Source organism: Halopseudomonas sp. SMJS2 (assembly GCF_029866945.1).
In the GTDB taxonomy this organism is placed as follows: domain Bacteria; phylum Pseudomonadota; class Gammaproteobacteria; order Pseudomonadales; family Pseudomonadaceae; genus Halopseudomonas; species Halopseudomonas bauzanensis.
Genome location: NZ_CP123445.1, coordinates 1,580,027 through 1,604,801, shown reverse-complemented (window position 1 = coordinate 1,604,801; position 24,775 = coordinate 1,580,027). Strand labels below are relative to the sequence as shown.

Sequence of the window (24,775 nt, the reverse complement as noted above, 5' to 3'; positions counted from 1 at the left end):
AACAGATCATGACTGCAGACACCACAGGCAAACGCTACCGGGGATCGGCGACAGCGGAGCGGCGTGCGCTGCGCCGCCAGCAGTTGATTGATGCCGCCACCGAAGTCTATGGCGAGCATGGTTACCGTCATTCAGGCGTAAAGCAGGTGTGTGAAGCGGCTGGCCTGACCCAACGTTACTTCTATGAATCCTTCAATCACAGTGATGAGTTGCTGCTTGCCTGCTATGAACAGGCCACGCGACGTTTGCGCGAACGCAACCTCGCCGCTGCCAAGGCGGCAGGCGATGACCCAGTGGCGCGCAGCCGCGCCATGCTTGGCAGTTACTTTCAGGCGTTGAAGGATGAGCCGAATGTGGCGAGATTGCTGCTGGTGGAGATTCGCGGCATCAGCCCGGCAGTGGACCAGGCTATCGAAGATGCGCTGCGCGCCAGCACCCATGACATGACCCTGGCACTGGCAAAACCCGGTCAGCAGTTCGACCGCATGCTCCAGGCAGGTATTCTGGGTGGCGTCATCCACATCGCACTGTACTGGATGGCCAGCGGTTATGCCCAGCCGGTGGAGGTGGTGACCGAGACCACGCTGAAGATCGGCGCGTCCCTGTTGCAATAAGCCCAGAAACAACTACCCCCGCCATGGGCGGGGGTAGTTGTTTGGATCAAGCTGAAACAGCTCGAGCGATCAGACCCGTTCGAAAACGGTAGTGATGCCCTGACCCAGACCGATACACATGGTCGCGATACCAACGGTACCGTTGTTCTGCTTCATCACGTTCAGCAGGGTGCCGGAGATACGCGCACCGGAACAGCCGAACGGGTGACCCAGGGCAATGGCGCCGCCGTGCAGGTTGACCTTCTGGTCCATCTGGTCGAGCAGTTTCAGATCCTTGAGCACCGGCAGAGCCTGCGCCGCAAAGGCTTCGTTCAACTCGACATGGCTGACGTCATCCATGGTCATGCCAGCGCGCTTGAGCGCTTTCTTGGTCGCGGGAACCGGACCATAGCCCATGATCGACGGATCACAACCGGCGACAGCCATGGAACGGATGACCGCCAGCGGCTCCAGACCCAGGGCCTTGGCGCGCTCGGCAGACATGACGATCATGCAGGAAGCACCATCGGTAATCTGCGAGGAAGTACCCGCCGTCACCGTGCCACCTTTCGGGTTGAACGCAGGACGCAGGGCGCCCAGGCTTTCCATGGTGGTTTCCGGGCGGATGGTTTCATCCTCGGTGAACACCCGCAGGAAGCCGTTCTCGTCGTGGCCTTCCATCGGGATGATTTCATCCTTGAAGTTGCCCTCGACGGTGGCCTTGTGCGCCAGCTGGTGCGAACGCACACCGAACTGATCCTGCTGCTCGCGGGTAATGCCGTGCATCTTGCCGAGCATTTCCGCGGTCAGACCCATCATGCCGGCAGCCTTGGCGGCATACAGCGACAACGCCGGGTTCGGATCAACGCCGTGCATCATGCCAACGTGACCCATGTGCTCGACACCGCCGATCACAAATACATCACCGTTGCCGGTCATGATGGCCTGGGCGGCGGTGTGCAGTGCGCTCATGGACGAACCACACAGACGGCTGACGGTCTGGGCGGCACTGGTGTGGGGGATCGGGGTCATCAGCGATGCCATACGGGCGATGTTCCAGCCCTGCTCCAGGGTCTGGTTAACACAGCCCCAGATAACATCTTCAACTTCTGCCGGATCGATTTTCGGGTTACGCGCCAGCAGACCAGTGATCAGCTTGGCTGACATGGTCTCGGCACGGACATTGCGGTACATACCACCCTTGGATCGGCCCATCGGCGTGCGGCCAAAGTCGACAATTACAACGTCTCTTGGATTGAGGCTCATAAATTCACTCTCGCTCTGTACGTTCCGCGGTTAACCGAAGAATTTCTTGCCGGTGGCAGCCATTTCACGCAACTTTTCAGTCGGGTGGTACATGGGGCCAAACTCAGCGTATTTGTCAGCAATGGCCACAAACTCGGCCAGACCAATGGTGTCGATATAGCGCAGCGCGCCGCCCCGGAAGGGAGGGAAGCCAATGCCGTAGATCAGGCCCATATCGGCGTCGGCAGCGGACTCAACAATGCCATCTTCCAGGCAGCGAACGGTTTCCAGGCACAGCGGAACCATCATGATCTCGATGATTTCTTCATCGGTCAGCTCACGCTGTTCCTGCACGATAGGCTTGAGCAGCTCGTAGGCCTCGGCATCGACAACCTTCTTCGGCTTGCCCTTCTTGTCCACTTCGTAGGCATAGAAGCCCTTGCCGGTCTTCTGACCCAGGCGGTTGGCTTCATACATGACGTCGACCGCGGTCTTGGTCTTGTCTGCCATACGATCCGGATAACCTTCGGCCATCACGTCACGGCCATGGTGACCGGTGTCCATGCCAACCACGTCCATCAGATAGGCTGGGCCCATGGGCCAGCCGAATTTTTCCATGATCTTGTCGACGCGCTGGAAGTCGGCACCCATACCGATCAGACGGGCAAACCCGCCGAAATACGGGAACAGTACGCGGTTGACCAGGAAGCCCGGGCAGTCATTGACCACGATCGGCGTCTTGCCCATTTTCTTGGCGTAGGCAACGGTGGTAGCCACGGCCTTCTCGCTGGACTTCTCGCCACGGATCACCTCAACCAGCGGCATCATGTGTACCGGGTTGAAGAAGTGCATACCAACGAAGTTTTCCGGACGCTTCAGCGCCTGGGCCAGGTAGGTAATGGAGATGGTCGAGGTGTTGGAGGCGATGATCGCGTCTTCGCGTACGTGCTGCTCCACTTCGGCCAGAACGGCGTGCTTGACCTTGGGGTTCTCGACGACCGCTTCGACCACGATATCAACGTTGCCGAAATCGCCGTAGGACATGGTCGGGCGAATGGCATTCAATGCCGTAGCCATCTGCGCAGGCTTCATCCGGCCCTTCTCGACGCGCTTGCCGAGCAGTTTGGCGGCTTCGTCCAGACCCAGCTGGATGCCTTCCTCGCGGATATCCTTCATCAGGATCGGCGTGCCCTTGGAAGCGGACTGATAGGCGATACCGCCACCCATGATACCCGCGCCCAACACCGCAGCCAGTTTCACGTCGCCAGCTTGCTTGTCGTACTTCTTGGCCTTGCTCTTGAGCGCCTGATCATTCAGGAACAATCCCACCAGCGAGGCAGCCACAGTGGTCTTGGCCAGCTTGGCGAAGCCAGCAGCCTCAACTTCCAGAGCCTTGTCGCGGCCATGGTTGGCGGCTTTCTGGATGGTCTTGATCGCTTCAACCGGCGCCGGGTAGTTCGGGCCAGCCTGACCGGCAACGAAACCCTTGGTGGTTTCGAAAGCCATCATCTGCTCAATGGTGTTGAGCTTGATCTTTTCCAGCTTGGGCTGACGCTTGGCGCGGAAATCCAGCTCACCGGCAATGGCGCGGCGCACCATGTCCAGCGCCGCATCACGCAGCTTGCCATCGGCAACCACAGCGTCCACAGCGCCCACTTTCAGCGCATTGTCGGCACGCTGTTCAGCGCCACCGGCAATCCATTCAACGGCGTTGTCCACACCAATCAGACGCGGCAGGCGGACGGTGCCACCGAAACCGGGATAGATACCCAGCTTGGTTTCCGGCAAGCCGATCTTGGTGCTCTGCGCCATGACGCGGAAGTCGCAAGCCAGGCACATTTCCAGACCACCACCCAGCGCCAGGCCATTGATGGCAGCGACTGTGGGTACGTTCAGGTCTTCGAAAGCATTGAAAATGCGGTTGGTTTCCAGGTTGGCAGTGACCAGCTCCTCTTCGGACAACTGGAAGGCCTGGACGAATTCGGTGATGTCGGCACCCACGATGAAGACATCCTTGCCACTGGTGACAATGACGCCGGTGATGCTGCTGTTGGACTGGATGCTGTCAACGGCCGCCTTGAGCTCGGCGAGGGTGGCCTGATTGAACTTGTTGACCGACTCGCCCTGCAGATCGAACCGCAGTTCGGCGATGCCGTCTTCAAGGATTTGAACCGTGATGGCTTTACCTTCGTAAATCATCAACTGATCTCCACGCTGTGAAAGCAGATGAGAAAACACCACCCAGCCGTTCTGCCGGACGGTGTCATGATAGTTCCCGACTACACTGGAATGATGCCTGACCAGGCAAAATTCATACGCTCGTTTGATTCGGGTACGCACACCTTCATGGAAAACCGCGCCATTGTCAATCTGCCACATTGGCATGACAGCAAAAAAACGGCGACAAGCTGCCCGGCGTCAGATATCAGCGATGGCGCTCAGGCTGCCCGAGCCTCCGCTTTCAGCGGCGCCAGCGCGGCGACAAGCTGGTTCAGTACCGCCGCATCATCCGGCTCTCGCCAGTACACCACTACCGACAGGCTTTGCCGATCAATACCACGAACCTGCGGTGGCAGTTGGCCCAGCACTTCCAGGCACCCCGGCGTTGCCGCCGAGCCGTTCAGCCATGACCAATTACCGTCGGCATCGCGGCGGCAACTGAATTCTCGGTCCAGTGGCGCGCGCTCCAGGGGCATACGGTAGGCAATACAACCCTCCAGCTGGTTCACCCGTTGTGCCTCTCGCAGCCACTCAACGGCAAAGCCGCAGCGTCTGGCCTGCTCGCGCAACCGGTGCAGATGACGCTCACGGCCACGCGGTAGCAGCTTCGCCAGATTGGAAATCAGGATTGCCGCTACCAGGCCGACTATTACCCAGGTGATCATCGGTTTTTTTCCCCATTCGGGTGAAGAATCAAGTATTTGATCGGCCTTCAGTCATTCACTGTAGACCTCCAGCCAAAGACTGCTAAGATCAGCGAAAAGCAAGGAGAGAACCCGCATGCTCTACTCACATGTGCTGGTCGCGGTTGACCTGATCGACGAATGTCGCGCCGTGGCGGATCACGCCCGACAACTGGCCCAGGCACTGGATGCCAAGCTGACCATTGTCCACGTCGTTGAACCCTTGGCCATGGCCTATGGCGGCGACGTTCCCATGGATCTGTCCATGTTGCAGCAACAGCAGTTCGAGCAGGCCCGCGAACGCATGCAACTGTTTGCCGGCGATTTCGGTCTGCCCACCGAACAGCTGCAGATCGCCTTCGGCCATCCCCGTCAGGAAATCCACCGCGTGGCGACTGAATACGGTTGTGATCTGATCGTGGTCGGCAGCCATGGCCGTCACGGGCTGGCGCTGCTGCTCGGCTCCACCGCCAACGACCTGCTGCACGGCGCCCCCTGCGATGTCATCGCTGTGCGCCTGCACAAGAAAGAAGCCAGCTGACACCCCGCCACCTCGCACAAATAACAAGGGCGCCGATTCCCGTAGGAACGGCGCCCTGGCTTAACCCTCCATATCCTCCAACTCAGCCCAGCGCTCCAGTGCCTGGTCCAGCTCGCCCTGTTTGCTCTCCAGAGCCGCGAGTACAGGCGCCGTCTGTTCGTGGGCCTGCAGATAGAACTCGGGATCGCTGACCTGCTGCTGCAAGGCTTCCAGTTCCGCCTCCAGCTTTTCCAGCAGCGCCGGCAAGGCATCCAGTTCCCGCTGCAACTTGTAGCTCAGCTTGGTCTTGGTTTTTGCCGCTGGCGCCTTGGCCGGTTCAGGCTCGACCGCGGACTCGGTCGGAGCTGGCGACTCGCTTACATCGTCGCCCCACTCCGCCAGCAATTCGACCTTGCCGCCCTGGCGCAACCAGTCCGCATAACCACCTACATACTCACGAACGTTGCCGTGGCCCTCAAACACCAGGCTGCTGGTGACCACGTTATCCAGGAAGGCCCGGTCGTGGCTGACCAACAGCACGGTGCCATCGAAACCGGCCAGCACTTCTTCCAGCAATTCGAGGGTTTCCACGTCCAGGTCGTTGGTCGGCTCGTCCAGTACCAGCACGTTGGCCGGTTTGCTGAACAACCGCGCCAGCAGCAAGCGCGCCCGCTCGCCACCGGACAGGGCCTTGACCGGCGTGCGCGTACGCTCGGGCGAGAACAGGAAGTCGCCCAGATAGCTGATCACATGCCGGCGCTCGCCATTGATCTCGATGAAATCGCGCCCCTCTGAAAGGTTGTCGATCACTGTCTTTTCCAGATCCAGCTGGCCACGCAACTGATCGAAGTAAGCCACTTCCAGCTTGGTACCGTGCTTGATAGTGCCGCTGGTGGGCTCGAGCTGGCCGAGCATCAACTTCAGCAAGGTACTCTTGCCGGAGCCGTTGTTGCCGATCAGACCGATACGGTCGCCACGGATGACATTGGTACTGAGGTTGCGCACCAGCGGGCGCTGACCCGGCCAGGCGAAATTGACCTGATCCAGCTCGATGACGCGCTTGCCCGAGGCATCGGCCGTTTCCATCTGGAAACTGGCTTTGCCCTGACGCTCGATGCGCCGAGCGCGCTCATCGCGCATGGCCTTGAGCGCCCGCACGCGACCTTCGTTACGGGTCCGCCGGGCCTTGATGCCCTGGCGGATCCATACTTCTTCCTGCGCCAGCTTCTTATCGAACAGCGCATTGGCCGTGGCTTCGGCGGCCAGTTGCTGCTCCTTGTGTTCGAGAAAGCTGCGGTAGTCGCCCTGCCAATCGATCAACTGGCCGCGATCCAGCTCCAGAATGCGCGTGGCCAGCGCCTGCAGGAACTGACGGTCGTGGGTGATGAACAGCACTGCACCGCGAAATTCCAGCAGTACCTGTTCCAGCCAGGCAATGGTGTGGATATCCAGATGGTTGGTCGGCTCATCGAGCAGCAGTACATCCGGCTCACCGACCAGCGCCTGAGCCAGCAGCACCCGGCGACGCCAGCCGCCGGACAGCTCGGCCATGGTCTTTTCCGCCGGCAGGCCCAGGCGCGTCAGGGTGGTTTCAACCAGTTGATTCAGGCGCCAGCCATCCTTCGACTCGAGTTGACCCTGCACTTTCTCCAGCTGCGCCAATTCCGCCTCGCCCATCTCGCCATGTACCAGGCGGTGATACTCGGCCAGCAGCTCGCCGACGCCTTCGAGGCCAGCAGCCACAACGTCATATACCTTCATCTGCCCCGCTTCGGGCAATTCCTGAGGCAGCTGGCCGATTTTCAGCCCCGGCGCGAACCACAGCTCGCCCTCATCCGCCGGCTGTTCGCCGGTAACCAACCGGAACAGGCTGGACTTGCCAGCCCCGTTACGGCCGATCAGGCAAACCCGTTCACCACGATCGAGTTGGAAGCTGACCTTGTGGAGCAACGGATTCAGACCGTAGGCCAGGGAAACATCGGTAAAGGAAAGCAGCGCCATATAACACCTTTTGAGCAATCAGGCCGGCATTCTACCTGCCGCCGACCACAGCTGCATGTTTATTGCCGCTCATAGCTTTGAAGCCTCTCGGCAAACGGCTAAGCTGGAGAGCACCAGCCCACGACGGGCACCTTCGAAAACAGAGCCTTGCGCCCACCCGGGCAGGATGGTCAATGCGTCATATCGTGAAAAAACATTTTGTCAGATCCACCGGCCTGCTGTGCAGCTTGCTCATGCTGGCCGGCCTGCCGGTGCAGGCCGATCGCCTCAGCGACCAGCGGCTCCAGTACGATCAAGCCCAGAGCGCTCTGGCGCGGGGCGATCACGCGCAGTTTCAACGCCTGAAAGCAAACCTGAGCGATTACCCCCTCTATCCCTACTTGCTGCTGGAATCCCTGCGCAAGCGCCTCGACCACGCGCCGCATCAGGAGATCGAGCAGTTCCTCACCGCCCATGGCGACCTCCCTGTCGCCCGCGGCTTGAAACAGAACTGGCTCCAGCGTCTGGCCAAAGAGCAGGATTGGGAGCGGCTGCGTCGGCATGTGGATGCCGACTCGCTCACCGCCGAGCTGGAGTGCCCGCTGGTCATGCAGATGTGGCGTGAGGGCCGTACCGAGCAGGCCATGCAGCGTACCCGCGAACTCTGGACCGTGGGCCAGTCCCAGCCGAATGCCTGCGATCCGCTGTTCCAACGCTGGATGACTGCAGGTGGCCTGACCGAGGATATCGCCTGGGAGCGCATACGCGAAGCCCTGCTGTATCGCCAGGACGGCCTGGCCAAGTATCTGACGCGATATATGCCGAGCCAGACCGCACTGGCAGAACGCTTCGTCGCCACTGCCAGCGACCCCAAGCTGCTCAATCAATTCAGCCGCTACCAACCGAGCGCCAGCCAGCCGCTGGACAAGCTGACCGAGATGGTTACCGTCGCCCTGCGTCGCCTCGGCCGGGATGCCCCTGACGCAGCCCTCGCCCTGTGGCCGCACTATCAGCAGTTGCCGTTCACCGAAGAACAACGCCTGGCGCTGACCCGGGACATCGGGGTGCGGCTCGCACGCCGGCATCAGCCGGAAGCGCTCCCCTTCATGGCCGCCAACGATCCGCAGATGAAGGACGACACCATCACCGAATGGCGCGCCCGGCTCGCCCTGCGCACCGGCCGTTGGAACGCCGTGCAGGATCTGACGCGCAGTATGCCCGACCATCTGCAGCAGCACAGCCGCTGGCGTTACTGGCAACTGCGCAGTGCTCAATTGGCCGACTCGGATACCGGCGACCTGCTGAGCGACTATGCGCAACTGGCAGGGGAAAGGGATTTCTACGGTTTTCTGGCAGCCGAGCGTAGCCGTCAGCCCTACGCCACCAATCACCAGCCGGTGCCCATCGAGCCGCGCGCTGCCGCTCGGGTTCAGGATACTGCCGGCATTATTCGCGCCCGGGAGTTTTTCGCCCGTGGCGAGTATGTGAATGCCCGCCGCGAGTGGTACCACGCCGAGCGCCTGTTCAGCCGCGAGGAACTGATCGCCCAGGCGGCGCTGGCACGTCAGATGGATTGGTACTTCCCGGCGATTCGCGGCATCAGCAAGGCGCAGCACTGGGACGATCTGGAGATCCGCTTTCCGCTGGCCTATCGCGATCCCATTATCGAACAGGCGCGGTTACGCCAGCTCAATTCGAGTTGGGTATATGCCATTACCCGCCAGGAAAGCGGCTTCATGACCGACGCCCGCTCCCATGCCGGCGCCCTGGGACTGATGCAGCTGATGCCGGCCACTGCCCGGGAAACCGCTCAGCGTTATGGCATTCCGCTGGGTAATACCAATGATGTGCTGCTGCCCGAACGCAATATTGCCCTGGGTACCGCTTACCTGTCCCAGCTATACAATCTGTTCGAAGGCAACCGGGTGCTCGCCTCGGCCGCCTACAACGCCGGCCCCGGACGCGTACGCCAATGGACCCGCGACATGCCGGCCTTGCCTTCGGATATCTGGATCGAGACCATCCCCTTCGACGAGACCCGCAACTATGTGCAGAGCGTGTTGACCTATGGGGTGATCTACGGCGAGAAACTGGGAATAAAACAGGCGGTGATGGAGCAGCACGAACGCTACGTGGAATAGCGTAATAGATAAGTCGATAAGCCGGGGTGTAGCCCATCTGTGCTACACCCCGATACACGCTGCTACTTAGTAGTAGGCGTTTTCCTTGACCGAGTGGTCGGTCACATCACGTACCCCGTTGAGCTCGGGAATCCGCGCGACCAGAGTCTTCTCGACACCTTCTTTCAATGTCACGTCGACCATGCCACACCCTTGGCAACCACCGCCAAACTGCAGCACAGCGATACCACCCTCAACCACATCGATCAGCTTGATTTCACCGCCGTGGCTGGCCAGGCCGGGGTTGATCTCGGTCTGCAGCAGGTAATTGATGCGGTCATTCAGCGGGCTGTCATCATTGACCATGGGCACCTTGGCGTTGGGCGCCTTGATGGTCAGTTGGCCGCCCATGCGATCAGTGGAATAATCAACAACTGCGTCTTCCAGGAAAGGCTCGCTGGTAGCATCAACCCAGACGCGGAAAGCCTCCAGGGCGATCACGGTATCTTCGGGCTTTTCTTCACCAGGCTTGCAATAGGCAATGCAGGTCTCCGCGTAAGGCGTACCGGGCTGGGTGATGAATACCCGAATACCGATGCCATCGGTGTCCTGCTTGGATAACAACTCCGCCAGATAGCTCTGGGCAGCCTCGGTAAGGTGAATGCCTGCCATGAAATGCCTCGTGTTCGATGACTTGATGCGACATAGTGTACGGGATACCCGGCCGCGAATAAAGTCCCACTGTTTTACTTGGTTATTATTCACAAAGCCCCCATCCAGGCAGTCGGGCGCTGCTCAGTGCCAGCCCGGATATGACTATCTGCTTGAATCAAATGAAAGATGCCCTTGAGTTCCTTTCATTCAGTGCTCCGCGACCTTCTGGTAGACTGGTTGGCTTTATCTACCCTGTTCCGGAGTCTTCATGTCTGACCTGACCACCCGCCTGGCCGCTCTGAATGATGCTTTGCGCCAGCGCATTCTGATTCTCGACGGTGGTATGGGCACCATGATTCAGAGCTTCAAACTCGAAGAAGCCGATTTTCGTGGTGAACGCTTCGCCGATTGGCATCGGGATCTGAAAGGCAATAACGACCTGCTGATCCTGTCGCGCCCGGATGTGATTGCCGATATCGAGCGCGCCTATCTGGACGCCGGCTCGGACATCATCGAAACCAACACCTTCAACTCCACCCGGGTTTCCCAGGCCGACTACGGCATGGAAGAGCTCGCCTACGAGTTGAACCTGGAAGGCGCTCGAATTGCCCGCCGGGTTTGTGATGAGAAGACCGCTGAGACCCCGGACAAGCCGCGCTTCGTTGCCGGCGTACTGGGGCCAACCAGCCGCACCTGCTCCCTGTCACCTGACGTCAACAACCCGGGTTACCGCAATATCACTTTCGATGCGCTGGTGGAAAACTACAGCGAGGCTACTCGTGGCCTGATCGAAGGCGGCGCTGATCTGATCATGATCGAGACCATCTTCGACACGCTCAACGCCAAGGCGGCTATCTTCGCCGTGCAAGGCGTATTCGAGGAGCTGGGTGTGGAGCTGCCGATCATGATCTCCGGCACCATTACCGATGCTTCCGGCCGCACGCTCTCCGGCCAGACCACTGAAGCCTTCTGGAACTCGGTGCGCCACGCCAAGCCGATCTCCATCGGCCTGAACTGTGCGCTGGGCGCAAAAGAACTGCGCCCCTACCTGGAAGAGCTGTCCGCCAAGGCTGACACCTACGTCTCCGCGCACCCCAACGCCGGCCTGCCCAACGCCTTCGGGGAATACGACGAAACCGCCGCACAGACCGCCGAGCTGGTGGCCGAGTTTGCCGAGTCCGGCTTCGTCAACATCGTCGGCGGCTGCTGCGGCACCACACCCGAACATATCCGCGCCATCGCCGAAGCGGTCAAGCATATCGCCCGTCGGCAGATCCCGGATATCCCAAAGGCTTGCCGCCTGTCGGGCCTGGAGCCCTTCACGATCGATCGCAGCTCATTGTTCGTCAACGTCGGTGAGCGCACCAATATCACCGGCAGCGCCAAGTTCGCCCGGTTGATCCGCGAGGACAATTACACCGAAGCGCTGGAAGTCGCGCTGCAGCAGGTGGAAGCCGGCGCCCAGGTCATCGACATCAATATGGACGAGGGCATGCTGGATTCGAAGAAGGCCATGGTGACCTTCCTCAATCTGATCGCAGGCGAGCCGGACATCTCCCGGGTGCCGATCATGCTCGACTCCTCCAAGTGGGACATCATCGAAGCTGGCCTCAAGTGCATCCAGGGCAAGGGCATCGTCAACTCCATCTCCATGAAGGAAGGCGAAGAGCAGTTCCGTGAACACGCGCGCCTGTGCAAACGCTATGGCGCCGCTGTGGTGGTGATGGCCTTTGACGAAGCTGGCCAGGCCGATACCGCAGCACGCAAACAGGAAATCTGCAAGCGCTCCTACGACATACTCGTCAACGAAGTCGGCTTTCCGCCAGAAGATATCATTTTCGATCCGAACATCTTCGCCGTGGCCACGGGTATCGAGGAGCACAACAACTACGCGGTGGACTTTATCGAGGCCTGCGCCTACATCCGCGACCACCTGCCCCATGCGTTGACCTCCGGTGGCGTGTCCAACGTGTCCTTCTCGTTCCGCGGTAACAATCCGGTGCGCGAGGCGATCCACTCGGTATTCCTGTACTACGCCATCCAGAACGGCCTGACCATGGGGATCGTCAACGCCGGCCAGCTGGAAATCTATGATCAGATTCCGCTGGACCTGCGTAACAAGGTCGAGGATGTGATCCTCAACCGCCACCCCGGCGCCACCGAGGCCCTGCTGAACATCGCGGAGGACTATCGCGGCGACGGCACGGTGAAAGAGGTCGAGAACGAGGAATGGCGCAGCCTGCCGGTGGACAAGCGGCTGGAGCATGCGCTGGTCAAAGGCATCACCGCCTTCATCGTCGAGGATACCGAAGAAGCCCGCCAGCAAGCCACGCGACCGATTGAGGTCATCGAAGGCCCGCTGATGTCCGGCATGAACGTGGTCGGCGACCTGTTCGGCTCGGGCAAGATGTTCCTGCCCCAGGTGGTCAAATCCGCCCGGGTGATGAAGCAGGCCGTAGCGCACCTGATCCCCTTCATCGAAGAGGAGAAAGGCGACAAGCCCGAGGCCAAGGGCAAGATTCTCATGGCCACGGTAAAAGGTGACGTACACGATATCGGCAAGAACATCGTTGCCGTCGTGCTCGGCTGTAACGGCTACGACATCGTCGACCTGGGCGTGATGGTACCCGCGGACAAGATCCTCAAGACCGCCATTGAAGAGAAGTGCGACATCATCGGCCTGTCCGGCCTGATCACCCCCTCGCTGGACGAGATGGTCCATGTCGCCCGGGAAATGCAGCGCCAGGATTTCCACCTGCCACTGATGATCGGCGGCGCCACCACCTCCAAGGCGCACACCGCAGTGAAGATCGACCCGCATTACAAGAACGATGCGGTGGTCTATGTCACCGACGCCTCCCGTGCGGTGGGCGTGGCGACCACTCTGCTATCCAAGGAGCTGAAGCCGGACTACGCGCAGAAGACCCGCGACGAGTACGCGATGATCCGCGAACGTACCGCCAACCGCGCAGCGCGTACCGAGCGTCTGAGCTACGAGAAGGCCCTGGCCGCTGCTCCGCAGTTCGACTGGACGGAGCATGCGCCGGTACAGCCAAGTTTCCTTGGCCGCAAGGTGCTGGAAGACATCGATCTGCGGGTGCTGGAGCAGTACATCGACTGGACGCCCTTCTTCATCTCCTGGAACCTGGCAGGCAAATACCCGCGCATTCTCGAGGATGAGGTCGTCGGTGAAGCAGCCACCTCGCTGTTCAACGACGCCCAGGCCATCCTGCGCAAGCTGATCGACGAGAAGCTGATCCGCGCCAAGGCGGTGTTCGGCTTCTGGCCGGCCAACCAGATCGACCATGACGATATCGAACTGTATGACGAACAGGGCCAGCCGATCAGTCGGCTGTTCCACCTGCGCCAGCAGACAGTCAAGACCGACGGCAAGCCGAACTTCTGCCTGGCCGATTTCGTCGCGCCGAAGGACAGCGGCGTCACCGATTATGTCGGCGGCTTCATCACTACCGCCGGCATCGGCGCCGAGGAAGTGGCCAAGGCTTACCAAGAGGCCGGCGACGATTACAACTCGATCATGGTCAAGGCGCTGGCCGACCGTCTGGCCGAAGCCTGCGCAGAATGGCTGCACCAGCGGGTGCGCCGCGAGTACTGGGGCTATGACCCGGAAGAGAATCTGAGCAACGAAGAACTGATCAAGGAGCAATACAAGGGCATCCGCCCTGCCCCCGGCTATCCTGCCTGCCCGGATCACACCGAAAAAGGCACGCTGTTCGAACTCCTCGACCCCGAGAACAACAGCGGCGTAACGCTCACCGAGCACTACGCCATGTTCCCGACCGCAGCGGTCAGCGGCTGGTACTTCGCCCATCCCAAGGCGCAGTACTTCGCCGTTGGCAAGATCGACAAGGATCAGGTGGAAAGCTACAGCAAGCGCAAGGGGCAGGACCTCGACATCACTGAGCGCTGGCTGATGCCGAACCTCGGCTATGACGTCTGATATTGGGTAAGCGTCGAATCCAGCTACTGCCCAGCCGGGACCGTTTCAAGAATATTACTCTGCTGGGCTTGCCAATCGTGGGCGGCATGCTCAGCCAGAGTGTGCTGAATCTGGTGGATGCCGCCATGGTCGGCTCCCTGGGTGAAGCGGCGCTGGCGGGTGTCGGACTGGGCGGCTACGCCAATTTCATGATCATCGCACTGGTCATGGGGCTTGGCGTGGGAGTTCAGGCCACCGTGGCCCGTCGACGCGGTGAAGGCCGCAACGAAGCGATCGCCGCACCACTCAATCATGGGCTGTTCATCGCCGCCCTGCTATCCCTGCCACTGATGCTGTTGTGCTGGTTCAATGCTGAGCAGATCATCGCTCTGCTCAGCAAGGACGCAGATGTCATCGCCATCGGCAGCGAGTATTTCCAGTGGCGCACCCTGGCGGTCATCGCCGTGGGCTGCAACTTCGCCTATCGCGGCTATTGGAATGGTATCCGCCAGACCGGGCGCTATCTGCAGATCCTGGTCGTCATGCACCTGTTCAACGTGGTCATCAGTTATGGGTTGATCTTCGGTCATTTCGGCCTGCCGGAAATGGGCGCTGCCGGTTCTGGCCTGGGCACCACCATCGCCATGTTCCTGGGCACCGGGATGTACTTCCTGCTGACCTGGCACACCGGCCGCCGCCATGGCTTCATGCGCAGCCTGCCGAGCCTGACGGACATTCGCTTCATGCTGCGCCTGTCCCTGCCCAATTCCCTGCAGCAGTTCTTCTTCGCCACCGGCGTCACGGCCCTGTTCTGGATCATTGGCCAGATCGGTACCGCAGAACTTGCCATCGGCCATGTGCTGGTCAACCTGGCGCTGCTGTTGATCCTGCCCGGCGTCGGCCTGGGTATGGCGGCCACCACGCTGGTCAGTCACAGCCTCGGCGAGCAGCGCCCAGAGGAAGCCTACCGCTGGGGTTGGGATGTGGTGCGAGTGGCGGTAATCACGCTGTTCATCATGGGCCTGCCCTTCTGGTTGGTGCCTGAACTGATACTGCAGGCATTTACTCGAGACCCGGAATTGATCGCCCTGGGCACCTGGCCATTACGCATTACCGGACTGGGCATGACCCTGGACGCCGTCGCCCTGGTGTTGACCCAGGCGCTACTGGGGGCCGGTGCCAGCCGGACGGTGATGAGCGTGAACCTCGGCAGCCAATGGTTGATATTCCTGCCCTGCGCCTACCTCGCCGGCCCCATTCTTGGCGGTGGATTACTCGCGGTGTGGTTGTTGCAGAGCCTGTATAGGGTCATGACTTCTGTTATCTTTGCCATAATGTGGCAACGCAAACACTGGGCTGATATCCGGATCTGATCCAACAGGCGAGACAGCGATGACCGATAAAAAGAATGATGACAGGAACGCCCCGCCACGGATGCGCCGGCGGGACATGATCAGCACCATCCTGTTCGGTGCCCTCGGGGTTCAGAGTAACAAGGCCAGGGAGCGGGACTTCAGCCACGGCAAGCCAAGCCACTTCATCTTCTTCGGGCTTGGCTTCATGCTGGTGTTCATCCTGGCGCTGGTGGGTATCGTGATGCTGGTGACCCGTATCGCCGGCTCGTGACAGGGCAGCCTAGTGTTGGCTGACCCAGAACACCGCAGTCGCCACAGCGATCAGGATCAGCGCCACTGCCGCAAAGGCATCGAGGCCACTGTTTTCGTCACCGCCGGTGTGGGTTTCATGGTCGTCCATACGGGTATTCCTCTTGTTTTTGAAATGGGAATGTTCTGCCGGTACAGTTAAGCCCACCCCGCGCAAATGCACAAGTAACAGCGGGATTGGACTCCGTTATTCGATCTAAGCATATAAATAAACATTCCTTTTAAGCATAAAGAAAAACTGATATCGTCTCCGCGCTTCCTGGGCCATGCCGGGTTGTGCTTCCGTAGTCACGGGCAACAGAGTGCCCTACAACAGGTTGTCAGAATGTATATTTACGACGAGTATGATCAACGCATCGTCGAGGACCGCGCCAAGCAGTTCCGCGATCAGGTACGCCGCTACCTCGCTGGCGAGTTCTCCGAAGCGGAATTCCTGCCCCTGCGCCTGCAGAACGGCTTGTACATCCAGCGTTACGCTCCGATGCTGCGCATCGCGGTGCCCTATGGGGTCCTGTCATCCGAGCGCCTGCGCAAACTGGCATACATCACCCGTCGCTATGACAAGGGTTATGCGCACGTCACCACGCGCCAGAATATTCAGCTGAACTGGCCAAACCTGGAAGAAGTACCGGACATTCTCCAGGAGCTGGCATCGGTACAGATGCACGCCATCCAGACCAGCGGCAACTGTATACGTAACACCACCACCGACCAGTTTGCCGGTGTCGCCGCAGACGAGCTGATCGACCCGCGCCCCTGGTGCGAGATCGTCCGCCAGTGGTCGACTTTCCACCCCGAGTTCGCCTTCCTGCCGCGCAAGTTCAAGATCGCCATCAACGGCGCGAAAGAAGACCGCGCGGCTATCGGCGTACATGATATCGGCCTGAACGCCGTACGCAACGAGGCTGGTGAGCTGGGCTTTCAGGTGCTGGTTGGCGGCGGCCTGGGGCGTACGCCAATGGTCGGCGCCGAGATTCGCGCCTACCTGCCCTGGCAACATCTGCTGACCTACCTGGAAGCTATCCTGCGTGTCTATAACCGCTATGGTCGTCGGGACAACAAGTTCAAGGCCCGTATCAAGATTCTGGTCAAGGCGCTCACCCCCGAAGTCTTCGCCGAGAAGGTCGAAGCCGAGTGGTTGAACCTCAAGGATGGCACCGCCACCGTGACTGACAGCGAACTGCAACGGGTAAGCAAATACTTCGTCAGCCCGCAGCTGGAAAGCTTCGCAGGTGATGATGCCAGCTACCTGGACAAGCGCCACAGTGACAAGGGCTTTGCCAATTGGGCCAGCCGCAATGTGCATCCGCACCGTGCTGCCGGCTATGCCGCCGTAACCCTGTCGCTGAAACCCAATGCCGTGGCGCCTGGTGATATCACCGCCGAGCAACTTGAGGCCGCCGCCGACCTGGCCGAGCAGTACAGCCAGGGGGAGATTCGCTCCACTCACTATCAGAATCTGGTACTGCCTTACGTGCCGCAGAAGGATCTGTACGAGCTGTGGCAGAAGTGCCGCGCCGTGGGCTTCGCCACGCCGAACATCGGCCTGCTGTCGGACATGATCTGCTGCCCTGGCGGCGACTTCTGCTCGCTGGCCAATGCCAAGTCGATTCCAATTGCCGAGTCCATCCAGGCCCAGTTCGACAATCTCGACTACCTGTATGACATCGGTGACCTGGAATTGAACATTTCCGGCTGCATGAACGCCTGTGGCCACCACCACGTTGGCCATATCGGCATTCTCGGTGTGGACAAGAAAGGTGAGGAGTTCTACCAGGTATCGCTGGGTGGCAAGTCCGGCCGTGATGCGGCCATCGGCAAGATCCTCGGCCCCTCCTTCGCCGCAGCCCAGATGCCCACTGTGGTGCAGAAGCTGATCGACGTCTATATCGAGAACCGCACCCCGGAGGAGCGCTTCATCGATACCTACGAGCGCATTGGTATGGCCCCGTTCAAGGAGCGCGTGTATGCAGCAGATAATTAAGGGCAACCAAGTCGTTCCGGACACCTGGGAAATGCTGACCAAGGATGCCAGCCTGGAACAGCTGACCAACTCCGGCGACATCATCGTGCCGCTGGCCATGTGGCTGGAACACGCCCATGCCCTGAAAGCACGGGATGGCCGCCTGGGTGTGTGGCTGGATGCCGATGAAGAAGCTGAAAGCATTGCTGATGACCTGGAGCACTTTGCGGTTATCGCGCTGAACTTCCCGGTCTTCAGTGACGGCCGCAACTACTCCAATGCACGGCTGCTGCGCGACCGCCACGGCTACCAGGGCGAATTGCGTGCTATTGGTGACGTACTGCGTGACCAGCTGTTCTTCATGCGCCGCTGCGGCTTCGACGCCTACGCCCTGCGTGAAGACCATGACCCGCATGCCGCACTGGCCAGCCTGAACGACTTCTCCGAGGTTTATCAGGCGGCTACTGACCAACCGCTGCCATTGTTTCGGCGACGCTGATCAGATAAAAGAACCGGACGCATCAGCGTCCGGTTCTTTTTTGCTGTCCATTACAGCTACATCACACCCGCCCCCTCACGAGACCAGCGCCCCAGCGAAATACCAGCATCATTGCTGCATTTCAAAAGGTTGAGCTTACGTCGCGGCCTCGAACGAAGCATGGTATGCAACCTCTCCAACAGGGAGTGCGCCGTCGAAGATAATGACCTGGAAGTACTCGGCAGGAACGCCCGGATGATGCTCACCTATATCTGAATCTCACCGGCAATGCAGGTCACAGTGGCTCCTCCCACCCAAACCGTACCATCTGCGCTTTGTTGGATATTAAGTCGGCCTTCACAACCAAGCCGTGTTCCCTGACTCACAACATACGGTGCAGTCGCGCGCCCGGTTGCGATGAGCCATTCAGCGAGTGAGGCGTTGAGACTGCCCGTCACGGGATCTTCTACCATGGCGCCCTGCTGGTTCCTGAAAAGTGCGCGCACCTCGAAGGCACACTCCGAGCCCTGCGGATAAGAACCGACAAGGCCAATGTCCAGACTCTCGCTGCCGGAGTACCGGCTGAAATCCGCCTCGATGGCCAGAACGGTAGCCGCATCCTCACGCAATAGCCCAACCCACCCTGGCCCGTTGTCAGCCCACGCGGTATCGACAATCTGGCTGCGATCAATACCCAAGACAGCAGCCAGCTGTTCTGTATAGGCAGCATCGACCTGTCCCGAACGCAAAAGCGGTGGTGCAGCAAAAGCCAGTCCTTCGGCGGCCCGTTTGATCGATACCAGGCCGGCTCCGCATTCCTGAACAATCAGATCCTGCTGCTTCGGCTGGATTCCGGAACTGAGCCAAGCGTGACAGCTACCAAGCGTCGGATGCCCCGCGAATGGCAACTCGTGCGTCAATGTAAAGATGCGAACCCGATAGTCGGCCGACGCATCACGAGGCGGCAATATAAACGCCGTCTCAGACAGGTTCATCCAGCGCGTAATACGCTGCATCTCCTCGGTGGATAGCCCTTCGGCATCCAGCACAACAGCAAGTGGATTTCCAAGAAACGGCTTTGCCCCGAAGACATCGACTTGTTGAAAGCGTCGTTTCATCAGTCAATTTCTCTTGATTCCTGAAACCTTGATCCCATGTTAAATCAAGGCGCATGCCCTCCGCTTACACGGATACAACGTTTGAGATAAGCAGCCCGCCGAGACACGACAACAGCGCCTGGCTAGAGCTTATTTACACACTGCAGGATGAACGATACACGCTCATCAATTTTGCCGCGTGGGACTTCTACCGTCTCGTAATCCCATTCCGAATACCACTTTCTCATACCTTCAAAAACCCTTACGGACTCCTCAAAGTCTTGGTCGCGCTCTGAGTCTGTAGCGTAGATTTCTTTCCATGGAGGAAGCAAAAACACAACGCCGTTATATGGAAACTGCTGAACGTAATGCGAAATTTCATGACGCGTTAACGCGCTTTCCGCATCAAGCATGTACAGCGCGTCTAGCACCCCACGATCAAAGAACACGGTATGGTCGTAGGCACCTGCTTCCCGATACTTCTCAATATCCGAACACAGGATCTCCTGGGCGAAAGAGTCCGGATCTGGCCGAGGTGTTAACCCTGCCGCCAACCGTTCCTTGATTATCCTACGGGCCGACTCCGGCACGACGTGATACCCACGCTCCGCCAACGCACTCAGCGTCGTGGTTTTGCCACCACCGGGACCGCCGGTGATTACGAATCGATGGTTCATTTCACCCTAACGCCGCTGCTATCGCGTGCTTGTCGCATGCGTTGTTTGGTGATGCTGTGTTGAATGGTCACTTACCAGTCGCCCATACATCGCCGAATCAGAGACGACTCCATTGACCTCCCAACGCTGTCTTAGTAGACCTTCTCGGGAAAAACCGAGCTTTTCTAGCGCTTTCGCGGAAGACAGGTTGTCTGGATCGATCTCTGCTTCAATTCGCCGAAGACCTAATGAGTTGAACCCATACTGTACTAACGCTTCTCCTGCCTCACTAATGTAACCCTGTCCCCAACAAGAACGACCCAAACCAAAACCGATCTCGGCACGTTTTGATTCTTTGTCGTAGCTGAACAACATGCATTTGCCAACCAACTCACCCGTAGACTTCAGATACACGCCAAGTATAAGCGCTTCTTGACGCTGCATTGAGTCGTTGCTCTCATTGATGAAGCCAAGAGAGTCCTTGATTTCTGCCCAAGCCGCAGTATTCCAATACCGCATAACCTCAGGGTCAGAGAAAATCTTCAGCAGGCTCTCCGAGTCATCAATTATCAAAGGCTTAAGTATTAATCGCTTGGTTTCAATAACAGGGAAAAACAATTTCTGGGACATTCATTCCTCCATTCTGCGCATAACGCTTGGCACATGTCCCGCAGCGCGGCGGAAAAGCGGTTACCGTGGCGCCGCTTTTGCGTTCTTTGCAAAAGGTGTGACACGGCGATTGCGTGCCTTTGGAACGCCTTGTTAGGGTGAATACTCCTGTTGCACTTCAACTTGGACAATGAGCGGATACTCCTATTTCGCTTCAAACTAGAAACTACACGGCGCTTTCCCAAGCATTCCGCAACCAACGGCGGACTTGCTCGTCGATTTCATTTTCTCGGTACAACTCCAAGTGATGTGTAAAGCGCTTCGGCCCAACCGCTGTGACCTCCTTCCAACGCGAGGAGCTATCCGGATGCGAGAAGGATAGCGTAAGAACGAGTGGCGCGGTAAAGGGACTCTTGAGGTACTGCCCTGGAATCCATACCAACGCAAAATTTCTCTTTCTACGAAATGCAATCTGGCTTTTTGAGACTCGAACCGTTGCATCTCCCAGCTGATCCACCTCGCGCGAAATAGCGTTGAAGAGCCGCTTTGAGACACTTCTACCCTGAAAGAAGTCATTGATACTCTGGTCTGACAAGCTCAAAACCTCATTCATTGCGACGTAGGAGCGCCGGCCGCTAACGCCACGTACAACGGCGGCGGCGAAGCTGACATCCGGCGCCAACAGGAGTGAATTGATGCGCTTTGTTATGCAGTTCCATCGCCGGACTCGACTGAAATATCAAAGTGTAGAACTTCTTCCCGCAGCCCAAGCTTGGTGTATAGCGCGATTGCCGGCTCGTCTTCAACGCCGGTATCAGCCTGAACGAAAATTACATAGGCGCCTCGATCAGCCGCCAGCACTCTTAGCGTCTCAATCAAAGCCGTAGCTATTCCCTTTCTCCGGTGCCCCGATGATACGGCAAGGTCGTATATATAGATCTCACTGCGCTCTTGCTCGAACTTTTTCAGTTCGTATGCTGCAAGTCCACCGACAACATCTGTGCCTTCTAGCGCTACCAGCGCCAGAAAGGAATCACCGCTGAGCAAACCTTTCAGATAGTCTGCACTTGGGCGCTTTTTAGTATAGGTGGGAATGTCTTTGAATGCTTCGCCGAAGCATGTCGACAAGGCCACCATCAGGCCGACGTCATTCGGCGCAAGTTGGCGAATTTCTACTGGCATCGACAACTCCTAAGCTGCATAACAGTGATCAGACCCCACGCGTTACGGTGAATGCGAGCTTCAGCCACCCGAGTTGGCAGACCTCATCCGCGGATCAGACTCGCGCCGAACGGAACACGCCGCTCCAGCTCATAACAGTTGCCAGGCGGTGGTTGCTGTCCGTCAGGACGATCATGAAACCAGATACGACATTCACCAGGCGGCGGCAGGTGCCCCTTGGGAATTGGCGACGAGTGTTCCAAGTATGGATAACGGCGGGGGTAGTCACCTTAGGAGTTGCCATACGCGCTACAGCCACTGAGTGCCACTGCGCCGAAAACAATCAAAAGGTAAGGTCGAAACATGCACAGTCTCCACTGAAGCCTAATAGTGATTAAGACGTATCCGGTATTGATCCCATGGTAGACACCTCGTTATGGCTTCAGATCCGTAACGACAGTGAAAGATTAATCGAGAAAGCCGGATAAACTTCAACCCGCCTTACGCAACGTCAGATTAATCCGCTGACTCCCCAACTGCGGATGCGGTATGTCTGCCAGCGGCAGCACCCCATGAAAGCGCATCCTATCTACCCCTCCCCAGACGGCTACGTCGCCGTGATTCAGGATTGTTCTGGCGGGTCGGTCCGAGCGTTTGAAGCCGCCAAACAGGAAGGTGGCTGGCATGCCCAGGGAGATCGAGACGATGGGTGCGCTGAAGTCGCATTCGTCCTTGTCCTGATGCAGGCCCATACGGGCGCCGGGGAGGTAGCGGTTGATCAGGCAGGTGTCTGGGTTGAACTGGTTGAAGCCGGCTTCACTGGCAGCGCGTTGGGCCAGTTCCAGTAGGCAGTCCGGCATGGCCGGCCAGGGTTGGCCGCTATTCGGGTCGATGGGGCTATAGCGGTAGCCGTGTTCGTTGGAAATCCAGCCGAGCTTGCCGCAGGCAGTGGTTTGCACTGACATGCGCCGCCCGCCTTTGGTGGTCATCTGCCGGAAGGGAGCCTGGCGCTGGATGGCTTCCAGCACGGGGAGCAACTGGTCAAGCCAGCGCTCGGCGAAGCCGGGCAGGACGAATGCCTGCGCGCCCATCGCTATGCGCTGCCCCGGCTGCGCCTGGTGAAACAGATCCAGCGTACTCATTGGCCCTCAGTCGAGGTTGACCACTGCGCGACCGACCATGCCGCCGGCCAGAATGGTTTTGATAAATCCCGGCAGTTCATCCAGGGTGATTTCCTGCTCCAGCTGTGTGAGGTCGGTCTTCCATTGCAGTGACAGCCGATCCCACATGGAGGCTTTCACCACCAGCGGCTGTTCCACCGAGTCCACACCCAGCAGGTTGACGCTGCGCAGGATGAAAGGGAGCACACTGGCCTGGAACTGGACACCAGCAGTCAGGCCACAGCAGGCGACGCTGGCATCGTAGCGCAGGGACTTGACCACATTGAACAGGATATCGCCGCCCACGGTGTCCACCGCACCGGCCCATTGCTCGGGCAACATGACCTTGGCTGTGCCGGCTTGCAGCTCCGCCCGATCGAGCACCCGAGCGGCGCCCAGGCGCTGCAGGAAATCGGCCTGATCAGCCTTGCCGGTGACGGCCACCACTTCATGGCCCAGCTGGGCCAGCATGGCCACGGCGATGCTGCCGACGCCGCCGGTTGCCCCTGTCACCAATACCGGACCCGCACCAGGCACGAGCCCAGCACGCTCCAGCTTGTCGATACAGAGCGCCGCGGTCAGGCCAGCGGTGCCGAGCACCATGCTCTCGCGCAAACTCAAGCCAACGGGACGCTTCAGGACCCAGGCAGCGGGTACCCGGATGTACTGACCGAAGCCGCCGGGCGTATTCATGCCCAGGTCGTACCCGGTGACGATCACCTCGTCGCCAACGGCCAGTTCGGCTGCCGAACTGGCTTCCACCACGCCGGCGGCATCAATGCCGGGGGTATGCGGATAGTTGCGGGTAATGCCGCGATTGCCGCTGGCGGACATGGCGTCCTTGAAGTTGAGGGAGGACCAGCGCACGCGGATCAATACTTCCCCGGCTGGCAGCTCATCCAGCTGCCTTGTCACCACCTGGGGTACAAATTGTCCCTGCTCTTCAGTTACCAGCAATGCCTTGAATTCGGACATGACGGACTCCTACCAGAAACGCTGATTATGAAAACGTGAGACCCAGGTCAGCACCAATCGGTCCAACGCAGTGGACATACTGGAACTGAGGCGATCCTGCAGCCGTTTGGGTCGGGCGAAATGCACTTCGAATACATCGGCCTGGCGGATGCGCCGGTTGATATAGTCATCGCTGGTGTTGACCTCATCGGCCAGGCCGCGCTCCAGCGCCTCGGTGCCGAACCAGACTTCGCCGGTAGCCACGGCATCGACATCCAGCACCGAGCGATAACGGCTGACGAAGCGCTTGAACAGGTAGTGGATGTTTTCCAGATCTTCCTGAAATTTCTCCCGCCCCTTCTCGGTGTTTTCACCGAACAGAGTCAGCGTGCGCTTGTACTCGCCCGCGGTGAGCATTTCATAATCCACATCGTGCTTCTTCAACACCCGGTGGAAGTTGGGCAATTGCGCGACCACGCCGATGGAGCCGAGCATGGCAAAGGGCGCCACCAGAATACGGTCGGCGATGCAGGCCATCATGTACCCGCCGCTCGCGGCGACCTTGTCGACGCAGACAGTCAGGGGTACACCGGCTTCCCGAATCCGGGTCAGTTGCGCGGCGGCCAGACCGTAAGCATGCACCATGCCGCCGCCACTCTCCAGCTTGACGATCACCTCGTCCTGGGGCGTTGCCAGCTCCAGCACGGCAGTGACCTCGTGGCGCAGATTCTCCAGCGCACTGGCTTTGATATCACCATGGAAATTCAGCACGAAGACCTTGTCGCGTTCGGCGCTGTGCTTGGCACGCGCTTTCTGTTCCTGCTTGCGGGTCTTCTGTAGCGCCTTGAATGCCGGCTTGTCCAGGACAGCCTGGCCCAGACGCTCGGTCATGCGGGCCAGTTGATCGTTCAATCGGGTCACGGTCAGGGCGCCCTCGCCCTTGCGCTGCCGCCCTTTAAGCGAGGCGATCAACAGCAGCACGAACACGACCGCCAGCAATACCGTCAGCGCCTTGGCGGCAAACATTCCAAACTCGGCAATCCACTCCACAGGTGTCTCCAGTCGATTCGGTTTCAGG

At 59.2% G+C, this 24,775-nt stretch carries 20 protein-coding genes; 8 read left to right on the top strand and 12 right to left on the bottom strand.

The features are described 5' to 3' along the window. The first annotated feature begins 8 nt into the window (after positions 1–8). Positions 9–614: a TetR/AcrR family transcriptional regulator gene (locus QAO71_RS07500; RefSeq protein WP_036992283.1), complete on the top strand. Its 606-nt coding sequence runs from the start codon at positions 9–11 to the stop codon at positions 612–614. A gap of 69 nt (positions 615–683) precedes the next feature. Here QAO71_RS07500 and fadA read toward each other — a convergent pair whose 3' ends face one another. From fadA to QAO71_RS07485, 3 genes are all read right to left on the bottom strand, one after another. Further along, entirely contained in the window at positions 684–1,859 is a 1,176-nt protein-coding gene (gene fadA / locus QAO71_RS07495) for an acetyl-CoA C-acyltransferase FadA (protein WP_036992284.1), read from the bottom strand. Between the two features lie 30 nt (positions 1,860–1,889). Next, positions 1,890–4,037, bottom strand: a complete 2,148-nt coding sequence (fadB, locus tag QAO71_RS07490) for a fatty acid oxidation complex subunit alpha FadB (RefSeq protein ID WP_280165590.1) — start codon at positions 4,035–4,037, stop codon at positions 1,890–1,892. 239 nt (positions 4,038–4,276) lie between these two features. Further along, positions 4,277–4,723, bottom strand: a complete 447-nt coding sequence (locus QAO71_RS07485; RefSeq protein WP_036992286.1) for a hypothetical protein — start codon at positions 4,721–4,723, stop codon at positions 4,277–4,279. 115 nt (positions 4,724–4,838) lie between these two features. Here QAO71_RS07485 and QAO71_RS07480 point away from each other — a divergent pair, with 115 nt between their 5' ends. Continuing rightward, positions 4,839–5,282, top strand: a complete 444-nt coding sequence (locus QAO71_RS07480) for a universal stress protein (RefSeq protein WP_036992287.1) — start codon at positions 4,839–4,841, stop codon at positions 5,280–5,282. Positions 5,283–5,342: 60 nt separating this feature from the next. On the opposite strand, the gene QAO71_RS07475 is transcribed toward QAO71_RS07480, so the two are convergent. Continuing rightward, the gene (locus tag QAO71_RS07475) at positions 5,343–7,262 is read right to left on the bottom strand and encodes an ATP-binding cassette domain-containing protein (protein ID WP_036992288.1); all 1,920 of its coding nucleotides are present in this window, start codon (positions 7,260–7,262) and stop codon (positions 5,343–5,345) included. Between the two features lie 173 nt (positions 7,263–7,435). Here QAO71_RS07475 and QAO71_RS07470 point away from each other — a divergent pair, with 173 nt between their 5' ends. After that, positions 7,436–9,382, top strand: a complete 1,947-nt coding sequence (locus tag QAO71_RS07470) for a transglycosylase SLT domain-containing protein (protein WP_074779819.1) — start codon at positions 7,436–7,438, stop codon at positions 9,380–9,382. A gap of 66 nt (positions 9,383–9,448) precedes the next feature. Here QAO71_RS07470 and nfuA read toward each other — a convergent pair whose 3' ends face one another. Then, a complete protein-coding gene (nfuA, locus tag QAO71_RS07465) occupies positions 9,449–10,033 on the bottom strand; it encodes a Fe-S biogenesis protein NfuA (protein ID WP_036992289.1) in 585 nt (194 codons plus the stop codon). Positions 10,034–10,283: 250 nt separating this feature from the next. On the opposite strand from nfuA, the gene metH reads away from it, so the two are divergent. The 5 genes from metH (at position 10,284) to QAO71_RS07440 (ending at position 18,081) form a co-directional block, all read left to right on the top strand. Beyond that, positions 10,284–13,976, top strand: a complete 3,693-nt coding sequence (metH, locus tag QAO71_RS07460; RefSeq protein WP_036992290.1) for a methionine synthase — start codon at positions 10,284–10,286, stop codon at positions 13,974–13,976. A gap of 2 nt (positions 13,977–13,978) precedes the next feature. Next, complete coding sequence (locus tag QAO71_RS07455; RefSeq protein WP_235833949.1) at positions 13,979–15,328, top strand: MATE family efflux transporter; 1,350 nt, start codon at positions 13,979–13,981, stop codon at positions 15,326–15,328. 19 nt (positions 15,329–15,347) lie between these two features. Next, positions 15,348–15,581: a DUF2970 domain-containing protein gene (locus tag QAO71_RS07450; RefSeq protein ID WP_036992292.1), complete on the top strand. Its 234-nt coding sequence runs from the start codon at positions 15,348–15,350 to the stop codon at positions 15,579–15,581. Positions 15,582–15,944: 363 nt separating this feature from the next. Then, a complete protein-coding gene (locus QAO71_RS07445) occupies positions 15,945–17,603 on the top strand; it encodes a nitrite/sulfite reductase (RefSeq protein ID WP_280165589.1) in 1,659 nt (552 codons plus the stop codon). Continuing rightward, positions 17,587–18,081 carry a DUF934 domain-containing protein gene (locus tag QAO71_RS07440; protein ID WP_280165588.1) on the top strand — a complete coding sequence of 165 codons (495 nt, stop codon included), beginning with the start codon at positions 17,587–17,589 and terminating at the stop codon, positions 18,079–18,081. The genes QAO71_RS07445 and QAO71_RS07440 overlap by 17 nt, the downstream gene beginning before the upstream one ends. A gap of 245 nt (positions 18,082–18,326) precedes the next feature. On the opposite strand, the gene QAO71_RS07435 is transcribed toward QAO71_RS07440, so the two are convergent. From QAO71_RS07435 to sohB, 7 genes are all read right to left on the bottom strand, one after another. After that, positions 18,327–19,178 carry a PhzF family phenazine biosynthesis protein gene (locus tag QAO71_RS07435; RefSeq protein ID WP_280165587.1) on the bottom strand — a complete coding sequence of 284 codons (852 nt, stop codon included), beginning with the start codon at positions 19,176–19,178 and terminating at the stop codon, positions 18,327–18,329. 122 nt (positions 19,179–19,300) lie between these two features. Continuing rightward, positions 19,301–19,834, bottom strand: a complete 534-nt coding sequence (locus QAO71_RS07430) for an AAA family ATPase (RefSeq protein ID WP_280165586.1) — start codon at positions 19,832–19,834, stop codon at positions 19,301–19,303. An 18-nt stretch (positions 19,835–19,852) separates the two neighbouring features. Then, a complete protein-coding gene (locus QAO71_RS07425; protein ID WP_136869889.1) occupies positions 19,853–20,443 on the bottom strand; it encodes a GNAT family N-acetyltransferase in 591 nt (196 codons plus the stop codon). A gap of 684 nt (positions 20,444–21,127) precedes the next feature. Continuing rightward, complete coding sequence (locus QAO71_RS07420) at positions 21,128–21,604, bottom strand: AAC(3)-I family aminoglycoside N-acetyltransferase (protein ID WP_036992297.1); 477 nt, start codon at positions 21,602–21,604, stop codon at positions 21,128–21,130. Positions 21,605–22,074: 470 nt separating this feature from the next. Then, a complete protein-coding gene (gene alkB / locus QAO71_RS07415; RefSeq protein ID WP_280165585.1) occupies positions 22,075–22,725 on the bottom strand; it encodes a DNA oxidative demethylase AlkB in 651 nt (216 codons plus the stop codon). 6 nt (positions 22,726–22,731) lie between these two features. Next, positions 22,732–23,718 (bottom strand): YhdH/YhfP family quinone oxidoreductase, encoded by a 987-nt coding sequence (locus tag QAO71_RS07410; protein WP_136869887.1) that lies wholly within the window; start codon positions 23,716–23,718, stop codon positions 22,732–22,734. A gap of 9 nt (positions 23,719–23,727) precedes the next feature. Beyond that, positions 23,728–24,747 (bottom strand): protease SohB, encoded by a 1,020-nt coding sequence (gene sohB / locus QAO71_RS07405; RefSeq protein ID WP_036992300.1) that lies wholly within the window; start codon positions 24,745–24,747, stop codon positions 23,728–23,730. Between the last annotated feature and the right edge of the window lie 28 nt (positions 24,748–24,775).